Source organism: Synechococcus sp. R55.2, assembly GCF_047462075.1.
In the GTDB taxonomy this organism is placed as follows: Bacteria; Cyanobacteriota; Cyanobacteriia; order Thermostichales; family Thermostichaceae; genus Thermostichus.
The window spans coordinates 1-26950 of the sequence record NZ_JANSIH010000201.1 but is presented as its reverse complement, the minus strand read 5'-3'; the positions used below and the strand labels follow the sequence as shown (position 1 = coordinate 26950).

Annotated in this window: 27 protein-coding genes and 1 pseudogene; 13 read left to right on the top strand and 15 right to left on the bottom strand. The window is 60.3% G+C overall.

Annotated features, from left to right (window positions below; all coding sequences use genetic code 11):
- Positions 1-78 precede the first annotated feature (78 nt).
- The 5 genes from tmk to recJ form a co-directional block, all read right to left on the bottom strand.
- A complete protein-coding gene (gene tmk, locus NW838_RS06970) occupies positions 79-747 on the bottom strand; it encodes a dTMP kinase (protein ID WP_414427756.1) in 669 nt (222 codons plus the stop codon).
- 22 nt (positions 748-769) lie between these two features.
- Positions 770-2014: a hypothetical protein gene (locus tag NW838_RS06965; RefSeq protein ID WP_414357612.1), complete on the bottom strand. Its 1245-nt coding sequence runs from the start codon at positions 2012-2014 to the stop codon at positions 770-772.
- A 111-nt stretch (positions 2015-2125) separates the two neighbouring features.
- Positions 2126-2737, bottom strand: coding sequence for an RdgB/HAM1 family non-canonical purine NTP pyrophosphatase (rdgB, locus tag NW838_RS06960; protein WP_414357613.1), 612 nt, complete (start codon positions 2735-2737; stop codon positions 2126-2128).
- A gap of 72 nt (positions 2738-2809) precedes the next feature.
- The gene (locus tag NW838_RS06955; RefSeq protein WP_414357614.1) at positions 2810-3475 is read right to left on the bottom strand and encodes a metallophosphoesterase family protein; all 666 of its coding nucleotides are present in this window, start codon (positions 3473-3475) and stop codon (positions 2810-2812) included.
- Positions 3465-6110 (bottom strand): single-stranded-DNA-specific exonuclease RecJ, encoded by a 2646-nt coding sequence (recJ, locus tag NW838_RS06950; protein ID WP_414427755.1) that lies wholly within the window; start codon positions 6108-6110, stop codon positions 3465-3467. The genes NW838_RS06955 and recJ overlap by 11 nt, the downstream gene beginning before the upstream one ends.
- Positions 6111-6222: 112 nt before the next feature.
- Between recJ and NW838_RS06945 the strand changes: the two genes are divergently transcribed.
- Positions 6223-6651, top strand: coding sequence for a hypothetical protein (locus NW838_RS06945; RefSeq protein ID WP_414357616.1), 429 nt, complete (start codon positions 6223-6225; stop codon positions 6649-6651).
- 109 nt (positions 6652-6760) lie between these two features.
- On the top strand, positions 6761-8179 hold the full coding sequence (locus NW838_RS06940; protein WP_414427754.1) for an SPOR domain-containing protein: 1419 nt from the start codon (positions 6761-6763) through the stop codon (positions 8177-8179).
- Positions 8180-8492: 313 nt separating this feature from the next.
- Here NW838_RS06940 and NW838_RS06935 read toward each other — a convergent pair whose 3' ends face one another.
- The 3 genes from NW838_RS06935 to NW838_RS06925 all read right to left on the bottom strand — a co-directional run bounded on the left by NW838_RS06935 (position 8493) and on the right by NW838_RS06925 (position 11540).
- Positions 8493-9257 (bottom strand): DsbA family protein, encoded by a 765-nt coding sequence (locus tag NW838_RS06935; RefSeq protein WP_414427753.1) that lies wholly within the window; start codon positions 9255-9257, stop codon positions 8493-8495.
- Between the two features lie 134 nt (positions 9258-9391).
- The gene (locus NW838_RS06930) at positions 9392-9919 is read right to left on the bottom strand and encodes an RNA recognition motif domain-containing protein (RefSeq protein WP_414352054.1); all 528 of its coding nucleotides are present in this window, start codon (positions 9917-9919) and stop codon (positions 9392-9394) included.
- A gap of 253 nt (positions 9920-10172) precedes the next feature.
- Positions 10173-11540: a glutamate-5-semialdehyde dehydrogenase gene (locus NW838_RS06925; protein WP_414357619.1), complete on the bottom strand. Its 1368-nt coding sequence runs from the start codon at positions 11538-11540 to the stop codon at positions 10173-10175.
- Between the two features lie 331 nt (positions 11541-11871).
- Between NW838_RS06925 and ctpC the strand changes: the two genes are divergently transcribed.
- On the top strand, positions 11872-13167 hold the full coding sequence (gene ctpC, locus NW838_RS06920) for a carboxyl-terminal processing protease CtpC (RefSeq protein ID WP_414427752.1): 1296 nt from the start codon (positions 11872-11874) through the stop codon (positions 13165-13167).
- Here ctpC and NW838_RS06915 read toward each other — a convergent pair.
- Positions 13164-13337 carry a hypothetical protein gene (locus NW838_RS06915; protein WP_414357621.1) on the bottom strand — a complete coding sequence of 58 codons (174 nt, stop codon included), beginning with the start codon at positions 13335-13337 and terminating at the stop codon, positions 13164-13166. The genes ctpC and NW838_RS06915 overlap by 4 nt on opposite strands.
- On the opposite strand from NW838_RS06915, the gene argF reads away from it, so the two are divergent.
- Complete coding sequence (argF, locus tag NW838_RS06910) at positions 13336-14253, top strand: ornithine carbamoyltransferase (protein ID WP_414357622.1); 918 nt, start codon at positions 13336-13338, stop codon at positions 14251-14253. The genes NW838_RS06915 and argF overlap by 2 nt on opposite strands.
- 270 nt (positions 14254-14523) lie before the next feature.
- Here the strand turns inward: argF and NW838_RS06905 are convergent, their stop codons facing one another.
- Complete coding sequence (locus tag NW838_RS06905) at positions 14524-14949, bottom strand: ExbD/TolR family protein (protein ID WP_414357623.1); 426 nt, start codon at positions 14947-14949, stop codon at positions 14524-14526.
- A gap of 3 nt (positions 14950-14952) precedes the next feature.
- Entirely contained in the window at positions 14953-15645 is a 693-nt protein-coding gene (locus tag NW838_RS06900) for a MotA/TolQ/ExbB proton channel family protein (protein WP_414427758.1), read from the bottom strand.
- Between the two features lie 222 nt (positions 15646-15867).
- Here NW838_RS06900 and NW838_RS06895 point away from each other — a divergent pair.
- From NW838_RS06895 to NW838_RS06885, 3 genes and pseudogenes are all read left to right on the top strand, one after another.
- Positions 15868-17034: pseudogene (locus NW838_RS06895) on the top strand (S8 family peptidase); the annotation flags it as partial.
- Positions 17011-17721, top strand: coding sequence for a DUF5942 domain-containing protein (locus NW838_RS06890; RefSeq protein WP_414427757.1), 711 nt, complete (start codon positions 17011-17013; stop codon positions 17719-17721). The pseudogene NW838_RS06895 and the gene NW838_RS06890, both read left to right, overlap by 24 nt.
- The gene (locus NW838_RS06885) at positions 17721-17942 is read left to right on the top strand and encodes a hypothetical protein (protein ID WP_414356853.1); all 222 of its coding nucleotides are present in this window, start codon (positions 17721-17723) and stop codon (positions 17940-17942) included. Before NW838_RS06890 ends, NW838_RS06885 begins: the two co-directional genes overlap by 1 nt.
- A 255-nt stretch (positions 17943-18197) precedes the next feature.
- Here NW838_RS06885 and psbQ read toward each other — a convergent pair whose 3' ends face one another.
- A complete protein-coding gene (gene psbQ, locus NW838_RS06880) occupies positions 18198-18641 on the bottom strand; it encodes a photosystem II protein PsbQ (protein ID WP_414427751.1) in 444 nt (147 codons plus the stop codon).
- Between the two features lie 143 nt (positions 18642-18784).
- Here psbQ and NW838_RS06875 point away from each other — a divergent pair, with 143 nt between their 5' ends.
- The 3 genes from NW838_RS06875 to NW838_RS06865 all read left to right on the top strand — a co-directional run bounded on the left by NW838_RS06875 (position 18785) and on the right by NW838_RS06865 (position 21071).
- Positions 18785-19963 carry a TRC40/GET3/ArsA family transport-energizing ATPase gene (locus NW838_RS06875; protein ID WP_414356855.1) on the top strand — a complete coding sequence of 393 codons (1179 nt, stop codon included), beginning with the start codon at positions 18785-18787 and terminating at the stop codon, positions 19961-19963.
- Positions 19964-20199: 236 nt separating this feature from the next.
- Positions 20200-20766, top strand: a complete 567-nt coding sequence (locus NW838_RS06870) for a thylakoid membrane photosystem I accumulation factor (RefSeq protein WP_414356857.1) — start codon at positions 20200-20202, stop codon at positions 20764-20766.
- Positions 20763-21071: a hypothetical protein gene (locus NW838_RS06865; RefSeq protein WP_414356858.1), complete on the top strand. Its 309-nt coding sequence runs from the start codon at positions 20763-20765 to the stop codon at positions 21069-21071. Before NW838_RS06870 ends, NW838_RS06865 begins: the two co-directional genes overlap by 4 nt.
- Before the next feature lie 238 nt (positions 21072-21309).
- Here NW838_RS06865 and cbiB read toward each other — a convergent pair whose 3' ends face one another.
- Positions 21310-22362, bottom strand: coding sequence for an adenosylcobinamide-phosphate synthase CbiB (gene cbiB, locus NW838_RS06860; RefSeq protein WP_414356860.1), 1053 nt, complete (start codon positions 22360-22362; stop codon positions 21310-21312).
- Positions 22346-22801 (bottom strand): Rrf2 family transcriptional regulator, encoded by a 456-nt coding sequence (locus NW838_RS06855; protein ID WP_414356862.1) that lies wholly within the window; start codon positions 22799-22801, stop codon positions 22346-22348. Before NW838_RS06855 ends, cbiB begins: the two co-directional genes overlap by 17 nt.
- Before the next feature lie 221 nt (positions 22802-23022).
- Here NW838_RS06855 and rsmI point away from each other — a divergent pair, with 221 nt between their 5' ends.
- On the top strand, positions 23023-24036 hold the full coding sequence (gene rsmI / locus NW838_RS06850; protein WP_414356863.1) for a 16S rRNA (cytidine(1402)-2'-O)-methyltransferase: 1014 nt from the start codon (positions 23023-23025) through the stop codon (positions 24034-24036).
- A 28-nt stretch (positions 24037-24064) separates the two neighbouring features.
- Positions 24065-24766, top strand: a complete 702-nt coding sequence (gene rppA / locus NW838_RS06845; RefSeq protein WP_414427750.1) for a two-component system response regulator RppA — start codon at positions 24065-24067, stop codon at positions 24764-24766.
- 184 nt (positions 24767-24950) lie between these two features.
- Here the strand turns inward: rppA and atpD are convergent, their stop codons facing one another.
- A complete protein-coding gene (atpD, locus tag NW838_RS06840; RefSeq protein WP_414407185.1) occupies positions 24951-26384 on the bottom strand; it encodes a F0F1 ATP synthase subunit beta in 1434 nt (477 codons plus the stop codon).
- A gap of 190 nt (positions 26385-26574) precedes the next feature.
- On the opposite strand from atpD, the gene NW838_RS06835 reads away from it, so the two are divergent.
- Positions 26575-26950, top strand: a 376-nt coding sequence (locus NW838_RS06835; RefSeq protein ID WP_414427749.1) for a GerMN domain-containing protein, incomplete at its 3' end; no start/stop codon positions are given.

Here is a 26950-nt window from a genome sequence, read left to right as displayed (position 1 = left end):
TGTTTGGAAACAAACAGAATGCTATCGCTGCATAGTTGAACAGTGATGTTCAGCAATGTTCAGCGTAAATGTATCAGTCTAGGGCTCCCGGCCTGCTGTCGCAAGTGGTAGGCGGGGTTCGACCACTGACCAGAGGCGGGCAGCCACCTCTGCCGGGGATCCCTGGGCATCAACGCGGACAATCCGCTGTGGTTCTGCGGCAGCCAGAGCCTGGAACCCTTGGTAGACGCGGCGGTGGAACTCCAGGTGTTCTTGTTCGAGCTTGTCGCAAGACCCTGTTATCGCTACGCGACGCTGTCGCGAACGCGCCAGCGGGCCGGAGGCCTTCCGCGCCAGCCCCACCTCTGGGGGGAGATCCAGCCACAGGGTGAGGTGCGGCTGCAACCCGCCGGTGGCTAAGTGGTTGAGCTGGCGGATCTTCTCCAAGTCCAGCCCCCGACCGTAGCCCTGGTAGGCCAGGGTGGAATCGGTAAAGCGGTCGCAAACCACCACCTGCCCTGCCGCCAGAGCCGGCGCGATGACTTTGCTCACGTGTTCAGCCCGATCCGCCGCGTACAGGAGCAACTCCGCCAGAGGGCTAAAGGGATCCCCGTGCAGCAACAGCTCCCGCAGCGTTTTGCCCAGCGCCGTGCCCCCCGGCTCGCGGGTACACAGGCAAGCGTAGCCTTCTTGGCGCAGCCGCTCAACCAAGAGGGCCTGTTGGGTGGTTTTGCCCACCCCTTCCCCGCCTTCTAGGGTGATGAACACACCGTCGTCCTCTGCAGGAGGGTTAGCGCAGGTTGAGTTGGGGCTGCAAATTAAAGGAGTGCCCCGGCACCACCACGTAGACGTCGGGGATGTTGGTGGGCTCCAGGCTTTGCAGGGCTAACCCTTCGATGTTGGAGCGCAGGGCGTTGTTGATGGTGGCTTCCAGTTGGGACAAAACCTGCGCCTCGTTGCCCTGAGTAGCCAAGCCAGGAAACTGGCTGTACACGGCGCGCGCCAAGCTGCTGGCCAAGGGGAGCTGGATCAGGGTGAGGTTGGATCCCCCCAGCTGGGGGCCCAAGGTGTTGGCCCGGCCGCGGATGCCCAAAGCTTGGAGGGCATTGGCCGTTTGGCTGACGGGGATGGTGCAAGTATCCATCTTGTAAACGGGCACCGAAGCCATGGTCAGAGCAGAAACGCTGGTCAGTTGCACCACAGTAAAGGAGGCAGTGCCGTTATAGGCAAAGCAAAAATCGCGAAAGGCTGCGGGCACATTGGCAGCGCGGATGGGGCGCTCATCGTCAAAGCCGCCCGACTCGGCGAAGATGTTGCGGATAGCGAATCCCCCGAAGAAGGCCAGCAGGGCCACCACCAGCAGGATCGTCAGATCGGAGGAGGAGACCCCCCCGCTGGAGCTGCCGCCTCGCCCACCACCGCCATATCCCCCACCGCCAACATAGCTGGAGGTGTAGCCGTAAGCCGCGGAACGGCTGTAGTCACTGCGGTAGCCGGATTCCCCAAGGACTCCGTCCCGCTTACGCGAGCGGCCAGCAAAGGACTCCGTCCCGCTACCGCGAAAGGCAGAGGAACGGGCGGATCCGTCGTAACCTCGGCTGCCGGAGACAGAACGGCGGGGAACTAGCGCTTGCCCAGGGCGCTCACCGGCTCCTCCTGCAGCGGCTTTCTGCCCCCCCTTTTCGCTGTCAACACGAGACCCCTCGTCTCGGCCAGTCTGGGGGGAGCGGTTGGAAGGGCGAGAAGTGGCCCCTTGCGCGGACTCCCTGTAGCTATCCCGCCCATTCTCCAAGGACTCCGTCCCGCTACCGCGAACGTCCAGCCAATCCTCTGCGCCCACAAAGGTTGAGCCCTCTTCCGGCAAAGGGGGTGGAGAACGACGACTTTGCCGCCCCCTTCCTTCACCAGAGTTTGCAACCGAGGAGATCGCGGCTTCCTCACCGGCAGAATCCGGGGAATGGCGGCTGGGATCAGGGGCAGCAGTCCGTTCCGCTGCTGCAATGGGATCTTGATCCTCAAACTCAGAAAAACCCATAGTTCTTCGAGCGCTCCCCTCAGCTGCCAAGGCAAGACGGCTTTCAATTTCACTCCCCCGAAGGGAAGGGACTATTGTATGCTAGCAGCTCCCCAGCCAGGACATCGGGGGCTATTCCTGGGATCCAAGCCAGCCCATACGCTTCTCCAGGAGAGGCAACTGCGCTTTCAAGGCGCGCAAGGCTCGGCCTCGGTGGCCGATGGCCTCTTTTTGAGCTGGGCTCATCTCGGCAAAGGTTAGCCCCACTTCGGGCACCCAAAACAGGGGGTCATAGCCAAACCCCCCCTCTCCCCGCGGCTGGGTCAAGATCTCTCCCGAGCATACCCCTTCCACCAGGGCATGCACTACACCTTGGGGATCCACCAGGGCGATGGCGCAGTGAAAGGTGGCTCGGCGATTTGGGATCCCTTCCATTTCCCTGAGCAACCGCTCGATGCGGGCAGCATCGTTGGGGGCATAGCGAGCCGAGCGGATCCCAGGGGCACCGCCAAGGGCTTCTACCGCTAGGCCGGAATCGTCGGCAATGGCCCACTCCCCCAGAGACTTGGCCACGGCTCTGGCTTTGAGAAGGGCATTTTCGGCAAAGGTGGTGCCGGTTTCTTCCACCTCAATTTCTGAGGGCATGCGGCGCAGCTCCCAAGCAGGGGCATGGGCCTGGAAAAAGGCATTGAACTCGCGCCATTTGCCGGGGCTACTGCTGGCCAAGATCAAAGGACGGGTCATGGAAGGTTCCTACGAATCGTATGGATGTAGCGGAAATCTGAGGAGGCGGAAGGCTGTCCAAGGGCTTCCTGCCTAATGGATCTCGAGAACCATGTTGTGCAGGGCTGTGTTAATCACCAGGGTGGATCCGCACCGCTCTACCTTGCCCCCATCCCAGTGCATGTGTCCGCAGATGTAGTAGCGGGGCTGCACCTGTTCCAAAAGGGGGCGCAAGGTGGGTGTGCGACGGTGATACCACTTCCCGCCTTCATCCAAAAAGCCTCGCGGCGGAGCGTGGGTGAGCAGCAGGTCAATGGGCCGGGGGGGTTGACTGTAGAGGGTGAGCAGCTCCTGCAAATGGGCAGAGGTGAGAGACCAGCTCCAGCCACAGGGGGGAGTCCAGGGTACAGCCAAAACCTGTAACCCCAGCCACTCAAAGCAGCAGGACTGGGTGATGGCCCGCCCCCAACAGCCAACCAGCGAATTCAAAACCGAAGCTGCTGGATCGTGGTTGCCAGGTAAAAAGAGCCAGGGTTTGCCCAGGCTCTCCACTGCCGCCAAAAAGGATTGCAGATGAACCACCTCTGCTTGGGCTGCCGGATGAAAGCCCTGGGTGGCCTTGCGGGAAGGTTTGCCGGCCTTGGAACAGAAATCCCCGCAGTTGATGTAAGCATCCACCTCCGGCAGATGGGCAAGGGCCTGCCGGATCAGCCGAGCGCTGCCGTGGTAGTCAGAGCCGAGCAGCAGTTTAATCCCCATGGGCCTCTGCAGCAGAAGAATCCAGGTGGGATCGCTGAAGCAGGGCGGCAACCTGCTGCCAGGAGCTGCTGTACCAAGCTTGCTGGGCTTCCAGTTCTTCGCCGAGGGATCCCGTGGGGCCAAAATCCGGGCAGGCGTACCCCAGGGAGCGTAATCCTGCCACCAACACTGCCGGAGACAGCCACCACTGCTGGGCCAAGCGCAGCAGATCCACCTGGCTGCGGGTTTGCAGGTATTGGCGGAGCTGGCGTTGCAAGCTGGCAGCGGAGGGCAGGGGCACCGCTTGCTGATGGACGGCAATCAACAGCTCGCTGCTGGGGGTGCAACAGAGCAGCCACTTGAGGTGATCCAGAGAAGGGGGCCAGCTCCACAACCAGAGTTGATCATAGCGGTGGCCGGCTTGGGGACGGTCGTAGTGGAGAGTCAGGTACCGCCGTTCGCGATAGCGGGCCGTAGGCCTTGAAGACAAGACCAGCGAGGGGCGGCGGAAGCCGTAGAACAGGATGGTTCCCTGCGCCTGAGGCCAGAGGACAGAAAACCGGTCTACAGCTTGCCAACGCAAGGGCTGGGTGGGCTGGGGGGTGGGGCGCCAGATCACCAGAAGTGAGGGCTCTGTCCCCCTCTGGGAGCCAGTCGAGGGCTTGGAGTTGGGCATGGGAGGAGTGGCATCCAGAGAGGCGGGGGAGATGGGAGACTTGCTCCCATCAGGGGTGCGGGGCGCTGTTTTCTCGAGAGGGGGGTTGCCGGCAGTGGCAGCCTCTTGGGCAGGTTGGATCCCGAGAATTTCCAGCTCCAGTTGGGTTTCTCCCTGCCATGTTTTGGCCTTGAGCGTGTAGGCTACATCAACTCGCTCTGGCAGCGGATAGATTTCCGCTCCCCGCCAACGGATGGCCCAAAGAGGGCGCTGGGGCTTCGCGTTTGTGATCCCCACCAACGCATCGGTGATGCTGGCCACTCCGCGGTCATCACTGGGGGTTTTGGCGGCTGAGTCGCTCCTGCCCGGACAAGAGGACTCCGTCCGAGTAGCACGTAACCCATGGGAGCGTTGCGTAGGGAGAGCAGGATCCCGGAGCAGCAGCTTCAGGTGGCCGGGAACTGGGCCAAATCGCTGCTGTTGCAGAACCTGCAGGTTGCGGCTGCAGAAGACCGGCTCAGGATTGCCGATGCCACAGGGCTGCAGATGCTGCAGCTCTCGATAGAGGTCAAGGGTGAGATCTGACAGCGACACTTCGGCATCGATTTGCACCAGCGGCTGGATCTGCTCCGGCTGCAACTGCTGTTGGGCAAACTGCCGCAATCGTTCTTCAAAAAAAGGCCAGTCTTCTGCTCTCAGGCTAAATCCCCCGGCAGCGGGGTGGCCGCCGTGCTTGGTGAACAGATCCTTGCAAAACTCCAACGCTTGAAACACGTCAAACTCGGGGATCCCCTGCCGCGCCGAGCCGCTGATCTCCCCCTGCCGCGACTGACTGCCGATGAATACCGGACAGCCAAAACGCTCTGCCAACCGCGAGGCCACAATGCCGATCACCCCTTTATGCCATTTCTGCTGAGGGGATCCCAAAATCGTCAATACCCGTTCCTGCTGCAAATCCCGGCCTTGCTGGGCAATTTGCTCTAGGGCTTCTGCCTCGATGCGCCCGCACATCTGCTGCCGCACCTGGTTGAGCCGTTCGCAGCGGCGGGCCAGTTTCTCTGCTTGCAGGGGATCGTCGGTGGTCAGCAACTGGATCCCCATTCTCGCCCGGCCAATTCGCCCAACGGCATTGATGCGGGGCCCCAGGCCAAATCCAATCCACTCAGGCCGCAGCCCCTCCAGGGATCCCTGCATGCCCATCACCTGCAGAAGGGCGCGGATCCCTGCCACCTGGGAGGTGGGCAAGAGGTGCAGCCCCTGCCGCACCCAAAGGCGGTTAACCCCCGTCAGCGGCGCCAGATCGGCAATGGTGCCCACAGTAAACAGTTCCAGGGCCACCCGCTGCAGATGGCCATCACCACGGCGCTCGGCCAGCGCCTGGGCCAGGAGGTAGGCAACTCCCACCCCGGCCATCCCCCGATAGGGAGAAGAAACGGGGAGCTGCTTGGGATTGAGGATGGCATCGGCAGGGGGCAACTGGGGCGGCAAATCGTGGTGATCCGTCACGATTACCGTCAAGCCCAGAGCTTTGGCCAGTTGGATGGGCTCGTGGGCGGAGATGCCGTTGTCCACGGTGAGAATGAGGCGCACCCCCTCTCGGTGCAGCTCTTGCACCATGCGGCTGTTGAGGCCATAGCCCTCCGTCATGCGGCTGGGGATGCGGTAATGCACTGGAGCGTCCTGCAAAGCCCGCAGCAGCAGGGCCGTGCTGGTCATGCCGTCGGCATCGTAGTCGCCGCAAATGGCGATGGGCTCTTGTCGGCGAATCGCCCCGTCCAGCAAGTCCACCGCCAGGGGCAAATCGGCAAAATCCTGACTGGGTGGAGGCAGGTGGGCGGGATCCGGCTGCAGGTACTGCTGCACGGCAGCAGGGCTGGAGAGCCCGCGATTGAGTAAGATCTGAGCCAACACAGGCGAGATCCCCACTGCCTCAGCCAAGCTTTGGGCAGCCAACTTGTCCACCGGATGAAACAGCCAGCGTTGAGCAGGGATCCCGGCCATAGGGAAGGGTGGGGCTTGGATGGGGATAGAGGGTAGGCAGTGCTACAGTTGGCCTAGAGGGTATCCTTTTGACGTTAGCTCAAAACGCTCCTCTGAATCTTTCCTGCCGCCGATGTATTCTCTGCTGCTTACCTATGGTCTTAACCCGCTGACAGGCTTAAAGCTGTTGGTCAAGTCCTCTGAGCAGACCTCTCTGTGGACACTGGCCCAGCAGCTTTGGGGCCGCCCCGGATCTCGGCGACGCAGGCCGCGCCTACAAATCTCGTTAGGCCGCTTGGTGCCAGAGCAAACCGAGCACCTGTCCAAGTTGGAAGTGCTGCTGCGTCTGCGGTTTTTCATCGCCCTCGAAGCCGAAACTCCAGAGGGTGCCCCCCACCACTGTCGCGAACGGTTCTTGCTTCCTTCCGGCCAGGGATCTGCCATTCAGCTTGCCCGCTACACAGAGGGCTCGCAGCAGTACAAGACGGAGATCATCCGCTTTGCCCTGGGGGGATCCCGCACCCTTGTGGCGAGGACTCCATCCCGCCGCCGTCGCCTCTGAAACAAACTCCCCGACAAGCCATAGCGATAGAGTCTTGCCAGCCTATCTATACTGGAGATGCACTAGATCTGTGTTTCTCCCGTGAACCTAACTGGGCTGCATCTTTGCGGTGGCAGTGCGGAGCATTCTATCGGTGGTGGGCGGCATCTGCAAGCCCATCCCTGGCACAGCCTTGCCCAAACTTCGGCTTACGCTAGCTTTGAGTTGTCCTTCCCGCAAGGGGGTGAACTGCGAGCTCTGGCACTGTGGGGGATCCCCGCAGGCCCAGGCAAAGACTCCATCCCGGATGCAGAGGTTTGAGTTGCCGCCAATCCCGCCAGAGGAGATGGATCCCATGTGCAACGCCCGTAAGGACTACGGCTGGCTAAAGTGCTCCGCACTCCTGTTGCCAGCGCAACCGGCCCTCTTTGCCGGATCCCTGGCGGCCTTTGCCCTTGTGCTCCACGCCGTTAATGGGAACGTCCTGCCGGCTGCTTTGGCCCTGACCCGTTACCAAGTGCATGTACTGGCGGATGGGGCGGCGGAGTTGGCTCAGGTGCGCACCCAGGTGCCGGATGCCTATTTTGTGCAAGGGGATGGGCAGGTTTTCATTCTGGCGGGGACGTTCATCAACCGTAGCCATGCTCAACGCCGTCAGGCCGACTTGGAACGGCTGGGGTTATCGGTGCGGGTGGTGAGCCGCCAAGAGACGGATCCCCCTCTGCCCCCTGCTTTTCCTGCCCAAGCAGCACCCAGCCGCCCTGCTGCCAGCTCAAAAGCCTCTGTGCCGCCGACGCCAACCGCTCCGCCCTTGGATCCCCAGCGTCCCTTTGCCACCCACGTGCCCAACCCCACCGGTGATCCCCGTTTGGAAGAACGGGTGCGCCGCTTCTTTCCAGGAGCCACTGTGGTGCAGTACCGCGGCCAGGTTGCTTTGCAAACGGGAACCTTCTCCCGCCTGTCGTTGGCCCAGGATCAAGCCCGCTGGCTAACCGCTCAGGGGTTACCGGCAGTGGCGGTGTCGCTGGTAGGAGAAAATGCGGGCCAGGATCCCATCTCCAACCCAGCACAAGGAGAGCGCTATTGGGTGTTGGTGGCCGATCCCACCGGGGAGAAATGGCCTGCGCTAAAACAACTCCTAGAGGGATCCCTGCCCTTGATCTACGATGACCTGCGGGTGGTGCGCACAGGTGGGTTTGCCGACCCTGCTGCTGCCGCTGATCAGGTGCGTTACCTGGCCGGCCAAGGCTACGAAGCGGGGATCTTCCCCGCCGATCTGCGCCGCTCTCAGCCTCTTTTGCAAGCGGATCCCGTCTCCTCCTCGCCTGCCCAGGCTGTTCCTCCTGGGGAAGAAGGTGGCAGCGGATTTTGGGTGGTGGTGCCGGCTGGGGAAGAGGCCCTACCCAAGCTGCAACAGTTTGCCCCTGATGCCTTCCTGCGGGGCTCAGTGATTCAGGTGGGCACCTACCGGCAACGGGCCAACGCCGAACAGGCGCGGCGCTCTCTGGCCGAAGCAGGGTTCGATGCCCGCATCCTGCCCGTGGAGTAGCCAAGAGCCACTTCCGCCATAAACGCTCTCCTCCTTCCCTGCCGTTGGGGATCCCCATTCGGCCCAAATGGCGACTTGGGTGAGTTTCTGCTTTTGACATACTCCCCACCCTACTGGCTTGTCAAAGCCTACAGCCCGCTTGGGCGAATAGAGCGGTTGACTACCCTGCCACTGCCCTGAGCCTACCGTAAAGCCCTCCTCAAGGACGGAGCGTTTGGGCAACTGGGCGAGGCTGGTAAGAAGGATAGGCCAGCCGTTGCACCACCTGTTTGCAATACACCACCTGTTTCAATAGCAGTGCGGAGCATTTTTCCTAGAGGGCTTGCTTAGCCTGCTGCAGCGTCTGCTCAAACACCTCCAGCGGCTGCGCACCGGAGAAGGCAATGCCGTTCAAGATGAAATGGGGGGTGCCGCCGATGCCCAGTTGAGAGGCCAGGTCGATATCTCGCTGAATGGCGCGCTCTGCCGCCCGACTGCGCCGATCCCGATTGAATTTTTCTACATTCAAGCCCAGCTTCTCAGCAGTGGCCACATAAAACCCATCCCCAAGCTGGGATTGGTTGGCAAACAGCTCGTCGTGAAACTCCCAGAACTTACCTTGACGTTGGGCGGCCCAAGCAGCCCGGGCAGCCGACATCGCTTCTGGGTGGATGCTGGTCAGGGGCAGGTGCTTGTACACCAAGGTCACCTCATCCCCGTGGTCGGCCATGAACTGCTTGAGGGTGCTGTGGGCGCGGGCGCAGAAGGGGCATTGAAAATCGGAGAACTCCACCAACACTAACCGCAGAGCGTCGGATCCCAGTCGAGGGGAATCTCCGATGACGGCGCGTGGGTTCTCCCGCAGTTGACGGCCAAATTCCTCCGCCAGCCGCTGCTGTTGTTGCTGCTGCTCCTGGTACTGTCGCTGCTGGTATTCCTGTACGGCCTCCAGAATCACCTGGGGGTTCTTTCGAATGATCTGCAGCACCTGCTCTTCCAAATCCGCCGGGGCAGCCGCCGCCGCTGGTAGGAAAACCGGAGCTCCACTTCCCACTCCCAGCAGAACCGTCAGCCCGAACAAAAGTCCAGCCCAGGCCAAGCTCCGCCCCCAAGCGCGAAAAATCCTCACCAGCCTATGCATCCCAACCCCCCTCTCAAACATGCCTAGAGCCGTCGCAACTCACCCAGCCTACCGTCAGATCCCAACAGTGTCTATCACTCGTTCGGGGGGGGTTAGGAATTGGTGACCTGCAGAAGCTGCTCCTTGATCCGCTGCAACTGGCTGGCCCAGCGGGGATCCGGCTCAGAGGCTGCCTCACTTTCGGCGACGACGGTGGAGCGCCCACCCTTATTGCCGCGCTGGCGTTGCTTCTTGCTGGGGGCAGGGTTTTCTGCCGACTCTTTAGAGCCCTTGGCCTCAGAATCTCTGGACGCTCTGGAATCTTTGGAACCTCTGGACTCTTTGGATGAAGGCTCAGAGGTCGCTGTTTTGGATTCGCCTTCTTCCCCTCGGTCGCGCGGCTGGGCGAGCTCAATGCGCAAGTTGACATCCCCAAAGCTGTGGCCGTTGAACTTTTCGATGTACTGCTGCGCCTGCTCTTGGGTGTTTACCGTTACAAAGCCGAAGCCGCGGCATTTGCCTGTCTTCCGATCCCGGATCACCTTGGTGGAAATGACCTCACCGGCAGAGCGAAAGAGCTTCTCCAGTGCCTGACGATCCACCTCTTCCGGCAGATTTCCAACATACAGACGCACAGGCATGATCCAGCGAAGCTCCTAATCGAAATAACAAAAGGCCAAAATGCAAAGCGCTACATCTAGGGCGCTCAAGCCCATAACATCAAACCCGGAACCCGGTAGTCCATTGTCACACCATAGCGCGCCGCAAAGCGCAACCCTTGGCAATCACGAAGCTATTTTTTAATTTACCTCAACCTGGAGCCGCGAAGACGAGGAGAACGGTTTTTGTGAACGACTGCTTTGTACAGCCGGTTTGTACAGCCGGCTTTTGCAGCTAAGCTAAGCCGGTGTTGTTCAGGCGATCCCGATGTTGAAAAGGTCGCGCCTGGGGGCCTGTGTAGTCGGCTACAAGATGTCCTTGCCCTCGCAGTTGGTAGCGGTAAGTCACCAAGCCTTCCAAGCCCACCGGGCCGCGCGGCGGCAGTTTTTGGGTGCTGATGCCCACTTCTGCCCCAAAGCCGTAGCGAAACCCGTCGGCAAAGCGGGTGGAAGCGTTGTGAAAGACCCCCGCTGCATCTACTTCATCCAAAAATCGCCGGGCAGCAGCGGCATCCTCGGTTACAATCGCTTCGGTATGGCGGGATCCGTACTGCTGGATGTGGGCAATGGCCTCGTCAAGGGAGCCCACCACTTTAATAGAGAGGATCAAATCGGCATACTCGGTGCTCCAGTCGTCCTCGGTGGCCGGGATCAGATCGGGCACCAGCTCGCGGCAGAGGGGATCCCCCCGCAATTCCACCCCCTTTTCCCGCAGGGCCTTGACCGCCAGAGGCAAAAAGTGGGGGGCTATGGCCTTGTGGACCAACAGGGTCTCGATGGCATTGCAGGCGGCGGGGTACTGGGTTTTGCTGTCCACCGTCAGCTTGATCGCCATGTCCACATCCGCTGCCCGATCCACGTACAGGTGACACAGGCCATCGGCATGGCCCAATACCGGGATGCGGGTATTCTCCAGGATGTAGCGGACAAAGCTGCTGGAGCCGCGGGGGATGATCAGGTCTACCAGCCCCTCCAGTTGCAGTAGGGCCTTGACCTCGGCGCGGCTGGTGAGCAACTGCAGGGATCCCTGGGGAAACTCTGGGATCTGCTGCAGGCCCGCCTGGATGGCCGCCATCAAGGCTTGACAGGAGAGCAAAGCTTCGGATCCCCCCTTGAGCAAGACGCTATTGCCGGTTTTCACCGCCAGGGCAGCAATTTGCACCAAAGCATCGGGCCGCGACTCGAAGATCACCCCCAGCACCCCCAAAGGGTAGGTGCGCCGTTCCAAAATTAGCCCCTCGTCCAGTTCCCGGATCAGCAAAGCTCGGCCTACCGGATCCCCCAGCCGGATCACCTGCCGCACTCCGGCCACCATGTCGGCCAGTTTGTGGGCATCCAGCTTCAGGCGAGCATAGGCAGATGCCGACAACTCCCCGGCTTTCACCATCTCCGCCGCCCGCTCCAAATCCGCCCGGTTGGCGGCCAAGATAGACTCTTGGTGCTCCAACAAGGCAGTGGCCATGGCCTCTAGAGCGGCATTCTTAATAGCCGTGGGCAAGGTGGCCGTGTGTTGGGCAGCAGCGCGGGCCAACTGCACTTGGGACAGCAGCGGGCGCTCTGAGGCAGAGGCAAGCGAGCTGGGGCAATCGGTGGCAAGGGACATAGAGTCAGAAAGGGGGCAAAGTGCCCATTTGGAAGAAAAGGGTTGCGATGATAGGTTGTAACAAAGTTGTGTTGAACTGTGATCCTAGAAGCACCCCCGGCAGGGATCCCTATGCTAGGTTGGGCACAGTCGGTTGGGGTTATCTGTAGCCTACCAAAATCCGGATCCCACTTGCTGCGGCAGGGGAGCCCTTCATCGCTCTCGATGCTTCTAAGCTGAAGTTCGCATAGGGGAAGACCCTTGCTCGAAACCCAGTTCCCTGACAATTAGAGATCCACCTCTGGAGATCCACCTCGTCAACCTTGACTTTTAGCGCCTTCCAGGAGAGCCAATGAGAAAGCGTGGGTTTGTGGTCAGTGCAACGGCTGCAGTGATGACAGCGGTATCGCTGGTCGGCGTGCAGCTATCTATGCCGGGTTGGGCGGGGTTTCGCCGGGATCCCAAAGAGGTGGTGGACGAGGTTTGGCAAATTGTCAATCGGGAATATGTGGATCCGTCTTTTAATTCCCTGGATTGGGAAGCGGTGCGGCGGGATCTGCTCAGCCGAGAGTATGCCACCCGAGAAGATGCCTACGCGGCCATTCGGGAAGCCCTGAAGAAACTGAACGATCCCTACACCCGATTTCTGGATCCGGATCAGTTTGCCAGCATGCAAATCGATACATCCGGTGAGCTGACCGGGGTGGGGATCACGCTGGGCATGGATCAGGAGACAAACGAGCTGGTGGTGATCTCCCCCATTGAAGGGTCTCCTGCCGACCGGGCTGGGATCAAATCCAAAGACGTGATCGTGCGCATCGACGACAAGTCCACCGAAGGCATGGACACCAACGCTGCAGTCAACCTCATTCGGGGCGAGCCGGGTACGCGGGTGCGGCTGACCATTCGCCGCGAGGGGGAAGGGCTAAAGGTGTTCGATTTGGTGCGGGAAAGAATTGAGCTGGCCACCGTGCGCTACAAGGTTCACGAGGAGAACGGCCTGCCCATCGGCTACATTCGCATCACCCAGTTTTCCGGCAACGCCGCCGAGAAGATGCGCCAAGCCATTCGCGAGCTGGAAAAACAAGGGGTAGCCGCCTACGTTCTGGATTTGCGCGCCAACCCAGGGGGCCTGCTCTACTCCAGCGCCGAGATTGCCCGCATGTGGATTAACCGGGGCAGCATTGTCTCGACGGTGAACCGCCAAGGGGAGCAGGATCGCCTGACGGCCAACAACACGGCCCTTACCGATAAACCTTTGGCCGTTTTGGTGGATGGTGGCTCGGCCAGCGCCAGCGAGATTCTGTCGGGGGCTCTGCAGGATAACCGTCGCGCCGTGATCGTCGGCACGCAAACTTTCGGCAAGGGCCTGGTGCAGTCGGTGCATCCCCTGTCTGATGGCTCGGGGCTGGCGGTAACCATTGCCCGTTATCGCACTCCCAACGGTAACGACATCGACCACAAGGGCATTACCCCCGACATTTTGGTGGAATTGTCCGAGGAAGATCTGAAGCGGCTCAGCCAGAACCGAGAGCTGGTGGCCACCCCAGCCGACCCACAGTACGCTGCTGCCATCCAGGCTCTGCAGGCTCAGATCTCTGCCCGTCGGCAGCAGGCCCAAGAGGCCATTCGTTCTTCTTCACGTTAGCCGGTGTTGGGAGCGGTTTTGATGGGTTTGAGATGGACATTCCTGAAGCCGTGGTTGAGGGAATGGCCAAACCCTTGAGGACTGTCCACCAACCCTGGGTTGAAAATGCTTTTATTGTTTCTGTAGGTGGCGCGTAGCACAATGGCGGGGTCGAAGATCGCGGGATCCATGAATTTGGTCGGACGGGATCTGCTCAAGCTCAGCGACCTAACCCCGGCGGAGCTGTCGGCCCTGCTAGCCCAGGCGGCTGAGTTAAAGCGGGATCCCTATCGGGTGGAGCTGCGGGGTCGGGTGTTGGGGCTGTTGTTTCAGAAGGCTTCTACCCGCACCCGCGCCAGTTTTACGGCAGCCATGGCCCAATGCGGGGGCAGCACCCTCGATCTGGTGCCGACAGTGATGCAGGTGAGCCGCGGCGAACCCCTGCAGGATACGGCCCGCGTCCTCTCCCGCTACCTGGATGTGATCGCCATTCGCACCTACCACCAGAAGGAACTGGAAACCTTTGCCGAGTATGCCGATATTCCGGTGATCAACGCCCTCACCGATCAGTTTCACCCCTGTCAGGTGTTGGCCGATCTGCTCACCATTCAGGAGAACTTTGGCCAACTGGCGGGCCTGACCCTGGCCTATTGCGGCGATGGCAATAACGTTGCCCACTCCCTGCTGTTGGGTTGTGCCATGAGCGGGATCCACATCCGCGTCGCCACCCCCCCCGGTTACGAGCCGGATGCGGCAGTGGTGGAGCAAGCCCGCACTCTGGCCCAGGGATCCCAGGTGTTGGTGCTGCAGGATCCCCAGGAAGCCGTCTCTGGATCCCAGGTGGTCTATACCGACGTGTGGGCCAGCATGGGTCAAGAAGCTGAGGCCGAGGCCCGCAAGGCCACCTTTCTGCCCTACCAGGTCAATGCCGAGCTGATGCAACAGGCAGATCCGGAAGCCATTGTGCTGCACTGCCTGCCGGCCCACCGGGAAGAGGAAATCACCACTGAAGTATTGGAGGGATCCCAGTCCCGCGTGTGGGATCAGGCGGAAAATCGCCTACATGTGCAAAAGGCACTCCTGATTCAGGTGCTGGGCGCAGGATGACCCCTCACCCCCAGGCTAGAGAGCGGGTTAGCAAATGAGCTTACCGGAAAACTGGGTCTATGGTCATTTCGATTTAAACCAGGACACTGCACCCACACCCCAAACGTTGGTCGCGTCGGCGTTGCAGAGCAATAGCGTTGCGGAGCGATAATGCAGAGGGCCAGAAGGTTTTTCAAGGACTCCGTCCCGCTGGCGCGACCAGTAGCCTAGGCGTCTCACCCTAACCTGAAATGACTATATTTGACAAAACTGGCCCAAATCCTAAGCTGGCTACCGATTACTGCTGGGGCGGCGGGCGGCAATTGCCAGGCTGACATTGGGCACCCGCTGCAGAGTATCCATCACCTCCACCACCTTGCCGTGGGAGAGGGCCAAATCGGCGTTGATCACCACCAAGCGCCGCCCTTCAGCCGGCTTCTCGGCCAGGATGCGTTCCACTGCCGGGATCAGGGCAGAAATATCGGCAATTTTCTCCTGATTGACGGCAATCTGTCCTTCCGCCGTCACGCTCACCGTTACATCCGGCTGCAGACGAACTTCGGCTGTGGTCGCGTCCGGCAGGTTCACATCCAGAGCCTCGGAGCGGGTGAGCACCAAGCTGGCGATCACGAAAAACACCAAGATCGAAAAAATGACATCGATCAAAGGCACGATGTTGATCTCGCCGGATCTAAAGTTTTCTTCCGGGATTCGCATAGGCTACGAGGGCTCAAGCGACGAGTAAGGGGGAAGGGTAGAGCTGCCGCTGGGGCTGGGCTTTGTGTAGGGGTACTGAGAAAGCTGCTGGGCCTGCATTTCTTGCCGTTGCCGATGCAGCAGTTCCAGCTCGCCGCCGTACTCCTGGATCTTGGAAAGTTGCCGCAGGTACAAAGAGCGGAAGACATTGGAGATCAGCAGGGTGGGAATGGCCACGATCAGCCCAAAGGCCGTCGAGTACAGGGCTTCGGCGATCCCCTGACCTACCCCCTGCGTATCGGTGCCGCCGATATCCCCCAGTTGGATGGAGCTGAGGATCTGGATGATGCCGGTAACGGTGCCCAGCAAGCCCAAGAAGGGGGCAACGGTGATTACGGTGTCGAAGACAGTGTTGAAGCGCTTCAGCAGAGGCACTTCTGCCGCCAGGGCCGTTTCCAGAGCCAGCTTAAAATCTTCCGGGCTGGCCTCGTTCAGCTCCAACCCGGCCAAAAAGATGCGGGCAATCGGCAGATCGGCATTTTGCTCCAGCAAATACTGGGCAGCGCGTGGGTTGCGGCGGTACTGGCTCAGGGCTTGCTGCACCACCTCCTCCTGCCGATGGGTGATCTTCCACCAAAACAGCACCCGCTCAATGCAACAGGCCACCGAGAAGACCGAGAACGTCAACAGGGGGATGGAGTAATACCAACCCTGGATCATGAGCTGCAAGACTCTATCCATCGATCCTGATTCCCCCCTCCAAGCGGCAATTTACGCTCATCTTGTCATAGCACTTTCTCGGCAGGGCTGGGATCCCTTCTTGCGCGGCGAAGGTTGCACCTTTTGGCAATTTTGCCCCCATGCCGGATCTCATCTCGTCAATTGTCAATCCAGAGGGCATACTGGTTGCAACAATTTTGGATCCCGAGGGCGTGAATTATGAAATTCAGACGCTGGTTGGGTCTTTGCTGCGCCGGCTTGATGGCCTTGCTGTTGACGGCTTGCGGCAAGGGATCCGCCCCCTACGACAGCATCGTGGTCAATTTTGTAAACACGGCCACCCCCAGTCAGATTGCTGCTATCGCTAAAGAGTATCACTTGACGCTCCGCCCCAGCAGCGACAGCGCTTTTGCCCGCCAAGAAGCGATCTACCTGTTTGACGTGGATGCCAACCACCTGGGATCCACGCGGCGGCTGGTTAAGCGGCTCACCGACGAAGCCTTGATCGAGTATGCTCACCCCAACTATCAATTCCAGGCGGCTTTCGTGCCCAACGACCGCCTCTATCCCCAGCAATGGAACCTCAGGGCCATCCGCATGCCGGAAGCCTGGGACATCTCCCAAGGGGAAGGGGTGACGGTAGCCGTGGTGGACACGGGAGTAACACGAGTGCCGGATCTAGCCCAAACCCAATTTGTTAAGGGCTACGACTTTGTGGATGACGATGAGGAGCCGGAAGACCTCAACGGCCACGGCACCCATGTGGCGGGAACCATCGCCCAATCCACCAACAATGTCTTGGGTGTAGCCGGCATTGCCTTCAAGGCCAAGATCATGCCGGTACGGGTGTTGGATGCCAATGGCTTTGGATCCCTGTCGGATGTGGTGGAAGGGATCCGCTATGCTGCCGACCACGGGGCTACGATCATCAACCTCAGCCTGGGTAGCCGCGCTTCTGCCCAACTGATGGAAGAGGCAGTGGCCTATGCCCATAGCAAAGGGGTGACGGTGATCGCAGCCGCCGGCAACGAAAACTCCAACCAGGTGAGCTACCCGGCCCGCTACCCGCATGTGATCGCCGTCTCGGCCCCGGGGCCCAACGTGTAAAAAGCTCCCTACTCCAACTATGGTGTGGGGGTGGACATCTCTGCCCCCGGCGGAGCCAAAACTCCCGATCACCCCGAATACGGCATCCTGCAGCAAACCATCAATCGTCGTAACCCCAACGAGCCGGTCTTTGCCTACTTCCAAGGCACCAGCATGGCCACTCCCCACGTAGCCGGTGTGGCAGCTCTGATCCAGGCTCAGGGCATCAAAGACCCGGACAAGGTGGAGGAAGTGCTGAAAATGTCGGCTACCCCAGTGCCCGGCGACAAACAGAACTTCTACGGGGCTGGTCGTTTGGATGCAGCCAAGGCGCTGGCCAGGGCCACAGGGCAACAGGAGGAAAACCCCTTGGTGCTCTGGTTGAAGGACTTCCTGCAGTACCTGAACAACAATGGCTACCTCAACCCGCGCTTCTGGTTCGATGGTGGCCCGATTGCTCTGGTGCCGAAGCTGCTGATGGTGGTGGGCGGCTACATTATCCTGGTGCTGATCCGCTGGTGGCTGGCTCCCAAGCGGCTGCTGCAGACGGTGCCTTTGCTGGCTGGGATGCTTTTGGGCAGTGCCGGTCTTTTCCCCTTGCAGGGGTTGGCGATTGTCGGTGGCCCCCGTTGGCCCTTCCAATTGGCGGGTAGCTCCCTGCCGGAGTTGGGCACCGCCTTTGCCCAGACCAATGCCTTGAACCCCCTATTTGCCAGCGTGTTGATCCCAGGCCTGTTGATGTTGCTGCTCCTGGGCCATCGGCGCTGGCGCTGGGCGGTGATCGGCCTGTGCATCGGCATGGCCTCGCATCTGCTCTTGTCCGGATCCCTGTTCTATGAGGGGGTGCTATGGCTTGGATCCTCTGCTTGGTTGGGTCGCTCCTTCTTGCTCTTCAATGGCTTGCTCTGCCTGGGCCTGGCCTACTTGGGAGCGCAAGCGTCTACGGAATCTCAGTCCACGGCAACCGGGCTGGCGCTGAGGCGGTGATGCAAGAGTACAGCGGTACCATCCAGTTCCTGGATATTGAAGGGGGGGTGTGGGTGCTAACCCTGCCTTCCGGCGAGCACTACGCCCTTTTCCGTGCCCCCAAAGAGCTCTTGCAAGAGGGGCTAGAGGTCACCATCCAGGGACAGATCAAAGAAGACATGGTGACGGTGGCTCAGGTAGGGCCGGTTTTGGAAGTCAGGAGCTTCCGGCGGCAGCCCTAGCTTGGCTTGCGGCTCCGGCCAAATAAAATCGGGGATCCCTGTTTGGGGATCCCTGCTTTTCTGGAGTGCTTTTATGTCATTTCGATTCAAACTAAGGCACTCACCCACACCTAAAACCACCTAAAACGCTGGTCGCGTCGTCGCGTCAGCGTTGCGGAGCAATAACGCATGGGGTCAGAAGGCTTTTTTCAGCAGCCCAGGCGTCTCACCCTAACCTGAAACGACGCTATTCGCCAAAGAGAGAAGGGATCCCCACTAGGAAAACGCAGCCTCCAGCTCCTGCAGCGTCTTTTTCACCTTGGCTTGGGCTGCTTCCACCTCAGGTTGGTCATAGGCTTTGGCAGCAAAGTCCAGTTGTTCCAAGCTGCGGCCCATCTCCTTGGCCAGGCGCAGCACTTCCCGCTTTTGTTTATCTGGCAGGGTAGCCGCCAGGCCGGTCAAGGTCTTACGAGTGAGTCCCATCGGCCCGTGGATGTAGGAGCGGATCTCCAACCAGTCCTCCGCCTCCACCAGGCTTTGCAGTCGCTCCACCTGTTGCTCCAGTTGTTGCAGCTCTCGGGGCAGGACAGCAGCCGCTTGCACAGGAAGGGATCCCAGCCATAGCCCCAGTGTCAGGATGGCAACCAGCAACACACTCCGCCAGCGACAGATCATCACACACCTCCCACATGCCTGCAACAGGCTTGACTTCTTGGCCATGATTGCCATCAGCTTTTTGGCAATCATTTGGTAATCAAATGAATAGTTTACCCGCTGGCTGCACCTCAGCCCCTTGGCTGCCTCTCGAAGAGCACAGCAAATCGGTTAGGCTAGGGATGTAAAAGAATGTAAATGGCACTCTCATGCAACGCATCATCCTCATGACCGGCAAGGGTGGAGTCGGCAAAACCTCGATGGCGGCGGCGACCGGCTGGCGTTGTGCCGAGATCGGCCTGAAAACTCTGGTGCTGAGCACAGATCCGGCTCACTCTCTGGCCGATAGCTTCGATCAGCCCTTGGGCCACGAGCCGGTCGAGGTCAAACCCAACCTTTGGGGAGCGGAGTTGGACGCCCTCAACGAACTGGAGCTGAATTGGGGATCTGTCAAAACCTATATTACCCAGGTGCTGCAGGCGCGAGGGCTAGATGGGGTGCAGGCGCAGGAGCTGGCGATTTTGCCGGGGATGGATGAGATCTTTGCCCTGGTGCGGGTGAATCGCCATTACGACGAAGGCAAGTTCGATGTGCTAATCATCGACTCGGCCCCCACGGGCACGGCTCTGCGCCTCTTGAGCCTGCCGGATGTTTCGGGCTGGTACATGCGCAAGTTCTACAAACCCCTGCAAGGGCTGGCGCAAATGCTACGTCCCATCGCCGAGCCGATTGTGAAGGGGCTGACCGGGATCCCGCTGCCCAATGACCAGGTGCTGGATGCCCCCTATGAGTTCTATCAGAAGATCGAGCGGCTGGAGCGCATCCTCACCGATAACCGCATCACCTCCGTGCGGCTGGTCACCAACCCGGAAAAGATGGTGATCAAAGAATCGCTGCGGGCCCACGCCTACCTCAGCCTCTACGGGGTGGCCACCGATTTGGTGATCGCCAACCGCATTTTGCCGGATGGAGTGGTGGATCCCTACTTTGCCGCTTGGAAGGCTGCCCAGCAAAGATATCGGCAGGAAATCCACGAAAACTTTGCCCCCCTGCCGGTCTTCGAGATCCCGCTGTACTCCGAGGAGTTGGTGGGGTGGGATGCCCTGGCCCGCCTGAAAAAAGACCTTTGGGGGGATCGCAACCCGGCGGACGTGCTCTATGCCGAGCAAACTCTGAATGTGGTGACCGACAACGGCCAGTACCGACTGGATCTTTACCTGCCAGGGATCCCGAAAGAGCGGGTGGAATTGACCAAAACCGGGGATGAGCTGAACATCCGCATCGGCAACCACCGCCGCAACTTGGTTCTGCCCCAGACTTTAGCGGCCATGACCCCGGCCCGCGCCAAGATGGAAGAAGACTACCTGCGCATTCATTTTGCCGCTTGAGCCTGTAGCCGCTAACAGGCCCGTTTCGCTTACTTTTGGGTCCCCGAACGTGAAGTTGACCTTCTGGGCTTTTTTCAAGCGCATACAAGCCCACGCTCTTCCGTCTCCACCTCGACCCTGGTCGCGTCAGTGTTGAACGGCAACGACGCAGCGACAGCGCAAGATGGCACAATGAGAAAATCCCCCACCTCTAAAGATTGATCGCCAAGGATCCCTCCACAGAAGAGCATGAGATCATGCTGTTGCTTCGTATCTTCCTGGTGGCTCTGCTCATCACTTTGACGGGTTGGTTTTCCCCTCCCGCCAGTGCTCTGCTCAACGACGACCGTTACGATGGCAACATCTTTGCCCTCTACGGGGCCAACGGCGGCATGATCCCCCCCCGCGTCTCCCTGAAGCAGGCAAAAGAGCAAGGGATCCCGGCCCTCCTTGTGTACTACATCGATGACAGCAGCGATTGCAAAAAATACGCTGCCACCATTGCCAACCTGCAGGTTCGCTACGGGCTGGGAGTCTATTTCATTCCCTACTCGGTCGATTCCCTCTTACCCGGCGACGAGCGCGGCCAATACTACACCGGACAAGTGCCTCAAACCCTTCTCTTCGACCCAGAGGGAAACATTGTCTATCAATCCGCCGGCAACCGCCCCATCACCGAGGTGGAAAACGCCATTCGCGCCCTCTTCAAGTTGGATCCCGTTCCCCCAGGGGTGATCAAAGCCAAACCTTTCAACGAGATCCAAACCGGATTTGCCGGATCCCGTTCTCCCCAAGCCTACCCCCCTACAAAGGCCCAGCCGTGACGGCCAACCCCAATCGCGATAGCGGGACGGAATCCTTTCCCTCCGATTCTCTCGAGGCTCTGCAGGAAAAACTCCAGAGTCTCCAGGCTCGCCTTGCCGATCTGCGGGAACTGGAGCGCATGGCCCAGCTTTCCCCTGAACAATGGGCTGAAATCCAAGCCGAAGCCAGCCAACTGGAGCAACGCCTCCAGGCTTATGTGCTAGAGGTGTTTAATCCTGTCCCTGCCACCTTTTGGCAGGTGGTGCGCTTCGGCGGCCTTGGCCTGCTGCTCGGCATTGCCCTGCAGCGCTGGGTGCTGAGCTAGCCTACCCCTTAGGATAGAAAAGCTCTCGGATCCCGGAGCTCTTGTCCATGCGCATGCGACGTTCCAAGCCGTTTAGTCTTGACCGCATGACCTCCCGTTTTCTGCCTCTGGTCATTTCGATTCAAACTAGGACACTAAACCCATAAACCCAATGTTGATTATACGCGGCTAGAAGGCTTCTCTCACTCTCAATGGCCCAGGCGCCTCACTCTAACCTGAAACGACTATAAGACGATAGCTAAGTTGGCCGTGATAGGCTCAACAAGAGAGTTATTCCCACCATCAAACTCCCCCAAATCCAAACAACCTGTCGCAGCAGCCCCAAACTTTCCTGCACCACTTGCGGGGTCAAAGGGCGAGCCGGGATCCCCAATTTGGGTTTCACCTTCGGGATCCCGCGATAGAAATTGGTTCCCCCCAGTTGGATCTGCAGCCGCCAGGCAAAAGCCGCCTCGCTCCACCCGGAATTGGGGCTGGGATCCGCCTGCGCATCCTGACGACACCGCTGCCAAAACCCCCAGGGATCCCGGCTGAGCAGGGCCAGGGTGAGCACCGTCAGGCGGCAGGGCAGCCAAGTCAGCCCATCCTCACAGCGGGCCGGCACCGTGCCCAAATGGGTGAAGGGGGGATGGCGGTAGCCTACCATCGAATCCAGAGTGCTGCTGGCCTTGTAGGCCAAGGCCAAGGGTGCCCCTCCCAAGAAGGCGTAGAACAGAGGGGCAGTCGCTCCGTCGGGGGTATTTTCGGCCACCGTCTCAATCACCGCCCGCAAAATCTCCGGCTCCGTCAGGTGCTCTGTATCCCGCCCCACGTAGCGGCTGAGCCGTTGACGGGCCTCCGGCAGATCCCCTTTTTCCAAGGGATCCAACACCTCCAACGCAGCAAAGCGCAGGCTGCGCCCTCCCAGACAACTGGCCATGAGGGTTACCTGCATGAGGATCCCTGCCCAGGGATGGATGGCATTGCCAATGGCGACCAGCCCCCAGCCTATGCCGTAGGATCCCCCCACCAGAGCCAGGGTGAGCACTGCCCCGCCCCACCGTTGTGCTTGCGGAGTCGAACAGTGCTTGAGGATATAGCCTTGTCCCCAGGCAATTACAGCCCCCATCACCCGCACCGGATGAGGCCAACCCCAGGGATCCGCCAGCAGGTAATCCAATACCAAAGCTGCCGCCAGCACCAGCCCGGCAGTCGGTTGGGCCGGAAAAAACAGCCAGCCGCCGGGAAAGGGCTCCGTCCCACTAACGCGAAAGGACTCCGTCCCGCTAACGCGATCAAACCACAAATCCACTCTCCTGATCCTGAGCCGCTTGCCAGCTCCGGGCATCAAAATACAGATCTTCCAGAGTGGTTTCCTCCAACACCTGCTGCACCCGTCGAGCGATCCGCTGCCACAGGGCTTCCGTCACCCAGTCCAGCCGCTCCGCCGGATGCACGGCTGAAGGATTAGAACTGTCCATGAGAGGATCCAAGGATTCTCCCACTGCCGCCAAAATGGCGCTAATCGGGATCCGCCGCGGTGCCCGTGCCAGCCGGTAGCCCCCCTGGGCCCCCCGTTGGGAACAAACCAAGCCAGCCTGCCGCAACTCAATCAGCAACTTTTCCAGGTAGGGAGCCGGGATTCCCTGTCGCTCGGCAATGGCCCGCACCGAAGCCATTTGCCCGGAGCCGAGCATAGCCAGATCCAACAAAGCCCTGATGCTATAGGTGGCCCGCGTTGTCAAGCGCACCGGGATCCTTCTCCAGAGAGAAAAGAGGAAAGAGCAGAGAGAAAAGAGCCTCACTTCTCAATCCTCACTCCTCATTGTTGCTACGCAACGCTAGCACGAAAGGCAGATGCCTGGGTATCGGGGCACCGGCCAAGAGAAGTTAATCTGGGGATCCGAGGCGATCTCTAATTGCTCTAATTGGCTATTGTCTGGTTATCGGCAGCTCAGCCTTGGAGCTCGGGATGGAACACCCCACCGCCAGCCTTTATTTGGTGGCTACCCCCATCGGCAACCGCGAAGACATCACCCTGCGGGCGCTGCGGGTTCTGCGCGAGGTGGATTGGGTGGCAGCAGAAGATACTCGCCACTCCGGCCAGCTTCTTAAACATTTTCAAATCTCCGCCCGCCTCATCAGCTATCACGAGCACAACGCTGCCCAGCGGATCCCTCAACTCCTGAAGTATCTGTCGGCGGGCCAGTCGGTGGCCCTGATCAGCGATGCCGGCACCCCCGCCATTTCCGATCCGGGAGAAGAGCTGGTGCGTGCCTGCATTCAAGCTGGGATCCCGGTGATCCCTGTGCCGGGGCCGGTAGCTGCTGTTGCGGCCTTGACCGCTTCGGGCCTGCCCACAGAACGATTCGTGTTCGAGGGATTTTTACCTCTTAAACCCAGTCAGCGACAGGCCCGCCTGCAACAGTTGGCCCAAGAAGAGCGCACCGTCGTTCTCTATGAAGCCCCCCATCGCCTGCGCCAAACTCTGCAGGATCTGCTGGATCACTGCGGCCCAGAGCGGCAGATCGTGCTGGCGCGGGAGCTGACCAAGCTGTACGAGTCCTTCTGGCGGGGATCCCTGGCAGCAGCCTTGGAGCACTGCGCTGCTCAGCCGCCCCGAGGGGAGTTCACCCTCTTGCTTGAGGGATATGTCGGTGCCGTTCGCGGCCCCGTCGCGACAGCGTTACAAAGCAACAACCCTGCCAGGGGCGGGGCGGAGTCCTTGAACGGGCTGGGAGACGGTGCTTCGGAAGCGGAAATTCGCCAAGAAATGGCCCGGTTGCTGGCCGAGGGCCTATCCCGCTCCGCAGCCAGCCGCCGGTTGGCCCAGCGTCTGCAGGGATCCCCCATCTGGACGCGGCGCCGCCTTTACGATCTATCCTTGCAGCTTGAGCCGCTCTCCAGTTCTGGCGGGACGGAGTCCTTTTCTGAGTACGTCAGCGCTCCACATTGTTTCCAAGACAACAGCGAGACCGAGTCCTGAGGTGTTCGCGTTAGCGGGACGGAGTCCTATGGCACGGATTTTATTGGTGGACGATGAAGTGGAGTTGGCCGATTCTCTGGCCCAGCAATTGAGGCGAGAGGGCTACACGGTGGACGTGGCCTACACGGGGGGGCGAGCCTGGGAACTGCTGCAAAAGACGGGATCCCTGCCCTACAATCTGCTGGTCTTGGATTGGATGTTGCCGGAGCTCTCTGGGCTTTCCCTCTGCCAGCGGGTACGGCAGGTGGATTGCACCACCCCTATCCTGTTTCTGACGGCCAAAGATACCCTAGACGACCGGGTGGAAGGGCTGGATGCCGGGGCAGATGATTACTTGGTAAAGCCGTTTGAGCTGCGGGAACTGCTGGCGCGGGTGCGAGCCCTCTTGCGGCGGGCCACCGGCCCTGGAGAAGGGATCCCTCGCCTGCAGGTCGGGGATTTGGAGCTGGATCGGGAGAACCAGGTGGCCTACCGGCAGGGGCGGATGATCCACCTCTCTCAAAAAGAGTTTCGCCTGCTGGAGTACTTCATGACCCATCCCGGCCAGTTGCTCACCCACGACCAGATCTACGAGCAGGTGTGGGCCGGAGAGGATCCCCCCAGCAGCAACGTCTTGGCAGCCCAGGTGCGCCTGCTGCGGCGACGCCTCAGGTTGCCCGGGGCAGCAGAATTGATCCACGCCGTCTACGGCAAGGGCTATCGCTTCGGGCCTGTCGCCGGGGATCCCTAGCAGCCGTCCCACCTGTAGATAAAACCAAGGCTCCCCCGAAAAGAAGGAGCCCTGCCGGGTCTGGGGAGCGCTTTCAGTCAGCAATGCCACCAGGGCGTTCCCCCCTTCAACCCTGGGGAGCCCAGTCGCCGCGCTATCGGCAACTCCCCTCTCCTCCTGTGGGAAAGGGGCTGGGGGTGAGGGATCACTTGGACTTGAGCTTCTCGGCTTTCTCGATGGCCTCTTCGATGGTGCCCACCAAGTAGAAGGCTTGCTCCGGCAGATCGTCCAGTTCTCCCGACAAAATGCGCTGGAAGCCCTTGATGGTGTCTGCCAATTTCACATACTTGCCGGGGGAGCCAGTGAATACCTCCGCCACGAAGAACGGCTGGGACAGGAAACGCTCGATGCGGCGGGCACGGGCCACCACCAGCTTGTCCTCTTCCGACAGCTCGTCCAGCCCCAGGATGGCGATGATATCTTGCAGCTCTTTGTAGCGCTGCAGAGTTTGCTTCACCGCCCGGGCAGTGTTGTAGTGCTCTTCGCCCACAATGTCCGCCTGCAGGATGGTGGAAGAGGAATCCAGGGGATCCACCGCTGGATAAATACCCTTAGCCGCCAAGCTGCGGGACAACACCACCGTGGAGTCGAGGTGGGCAAAGGTGGTGGCCGGGGCCGGATCCGTCAAGTCGTCAGCAGGCACATACACCGCCTGCACCGAGGTGATGGATCCCTGCTTGGTGGAGGTGATGCGCTCTTGCAGGTTGCCCATTTCGGTGGCCAAGGTGGGCTGGTAACCTACTGCCGAGGGCATGCGGCCCAACAGCGCCGACACTTCCGACCCGGCCTGCACAAAGCGGAAGATATTGTCGATGAACAGCAGCACGTCCTGCTTGTTAACGTCGCGGAAGTACTCTGCCATGGTCAGGGCAGTCAGGCCAACCCGCATGCGGGCACCCGGTGGCTCGTTCATCTGGCCATAGACCAGCGCCACTTTGTCCAGCACACCGGATTCTTTCATCTCGTTGTAGAGGTCATTGCCCTCGCGGGTGCGCTCTCCCACGCCCGCAAACACCGATAGGCCAGAGTGCTCCTCAGCGATGTTGTGGATCAGCTCCTGGATGAGCACTGTCTTGCCGACGCCGGCACCGCCAAACAGGCCCACCTTGCCCCCCTTTTTGAAGGGGGCCAGCAGGTCAATCACCTTGATGCCGGTTTCAAAGGGCTCTGGCTTAATCGTCAAATCGACAAGTGGAGGCGCACTGCGGTGGATGGGGGCAAATTCTTGGGCTTGAACGGGCTCTCCTTGGTCAACCGGCTCTCCCAGCACATTGAAAATGCGCCCCAGGGTGGGCTGCCCGACCGGCACAGTAATCGGAGCGCCCGTATCCACCACCGGCATGCCCCGCACCAGGCCGTCGGTCGAGGACATGGCCACCGCACGCACGCGGTTATCCCCCAAAAGCTGCTGCACCTCAAAGGTGACGTTAACCTTCAGGCCGCTTTCGGTTGTGCCCTCCACCTTGAGGGCATTGTAGATTTCGGGCAGCTTGCCGCTGGGAAACTCGGCGTCGATCACAGGCCCAATGACCTGAGTGATGTAGCCAACATTGGTGGCAGTAGCGGTGGCAGTAACCATGATTGAGGCTCAGCTCCTTGTGTGCTCAGTTATCGACTCAGCAATGCCGGGTGTAAATCATTATCATCATACAAATAAAGGGATCCCAGTTGCTGCCGCACTTTTGCCTGTCCAGCCTATGGGGGATCCCCGGCAGGGAGGGCTTTTCTTCGCTACCCTAGAGCTAGGTTAGAGAGGGGGATCGCCAGCGATGAGCCACTACGGAGGCCGTACCGCACAGCTCAGCTCCGTCAGGTTGGGAGGACGGCGTTCCCGCCCGCGTCGGGGCCGGGCCCTACAACTGGGGATCCTCGGCTTTTTGCTGGGGCTGGGGGCGATGGGGGCAGCCTGGTGGTACACCATTGGGCCGCGGCAGACGCTTTCCTTGTATTGGCTGACCAGTGCCGACAACTCCATTTACTATGTGCAGCAAGAGCGCACGGTTCGCGCCTTCGACGCTCAGGAAGCCATCCGCCTGGCTCTGGAGGAGCTGATTGCCGGCCCCAGGGATCCCCACCTTACCAGCGCCATTCCACCCCAAACTCAGGTGTTGGATGTGCGGGTGGAAGGTGACGATATTTTTCTCA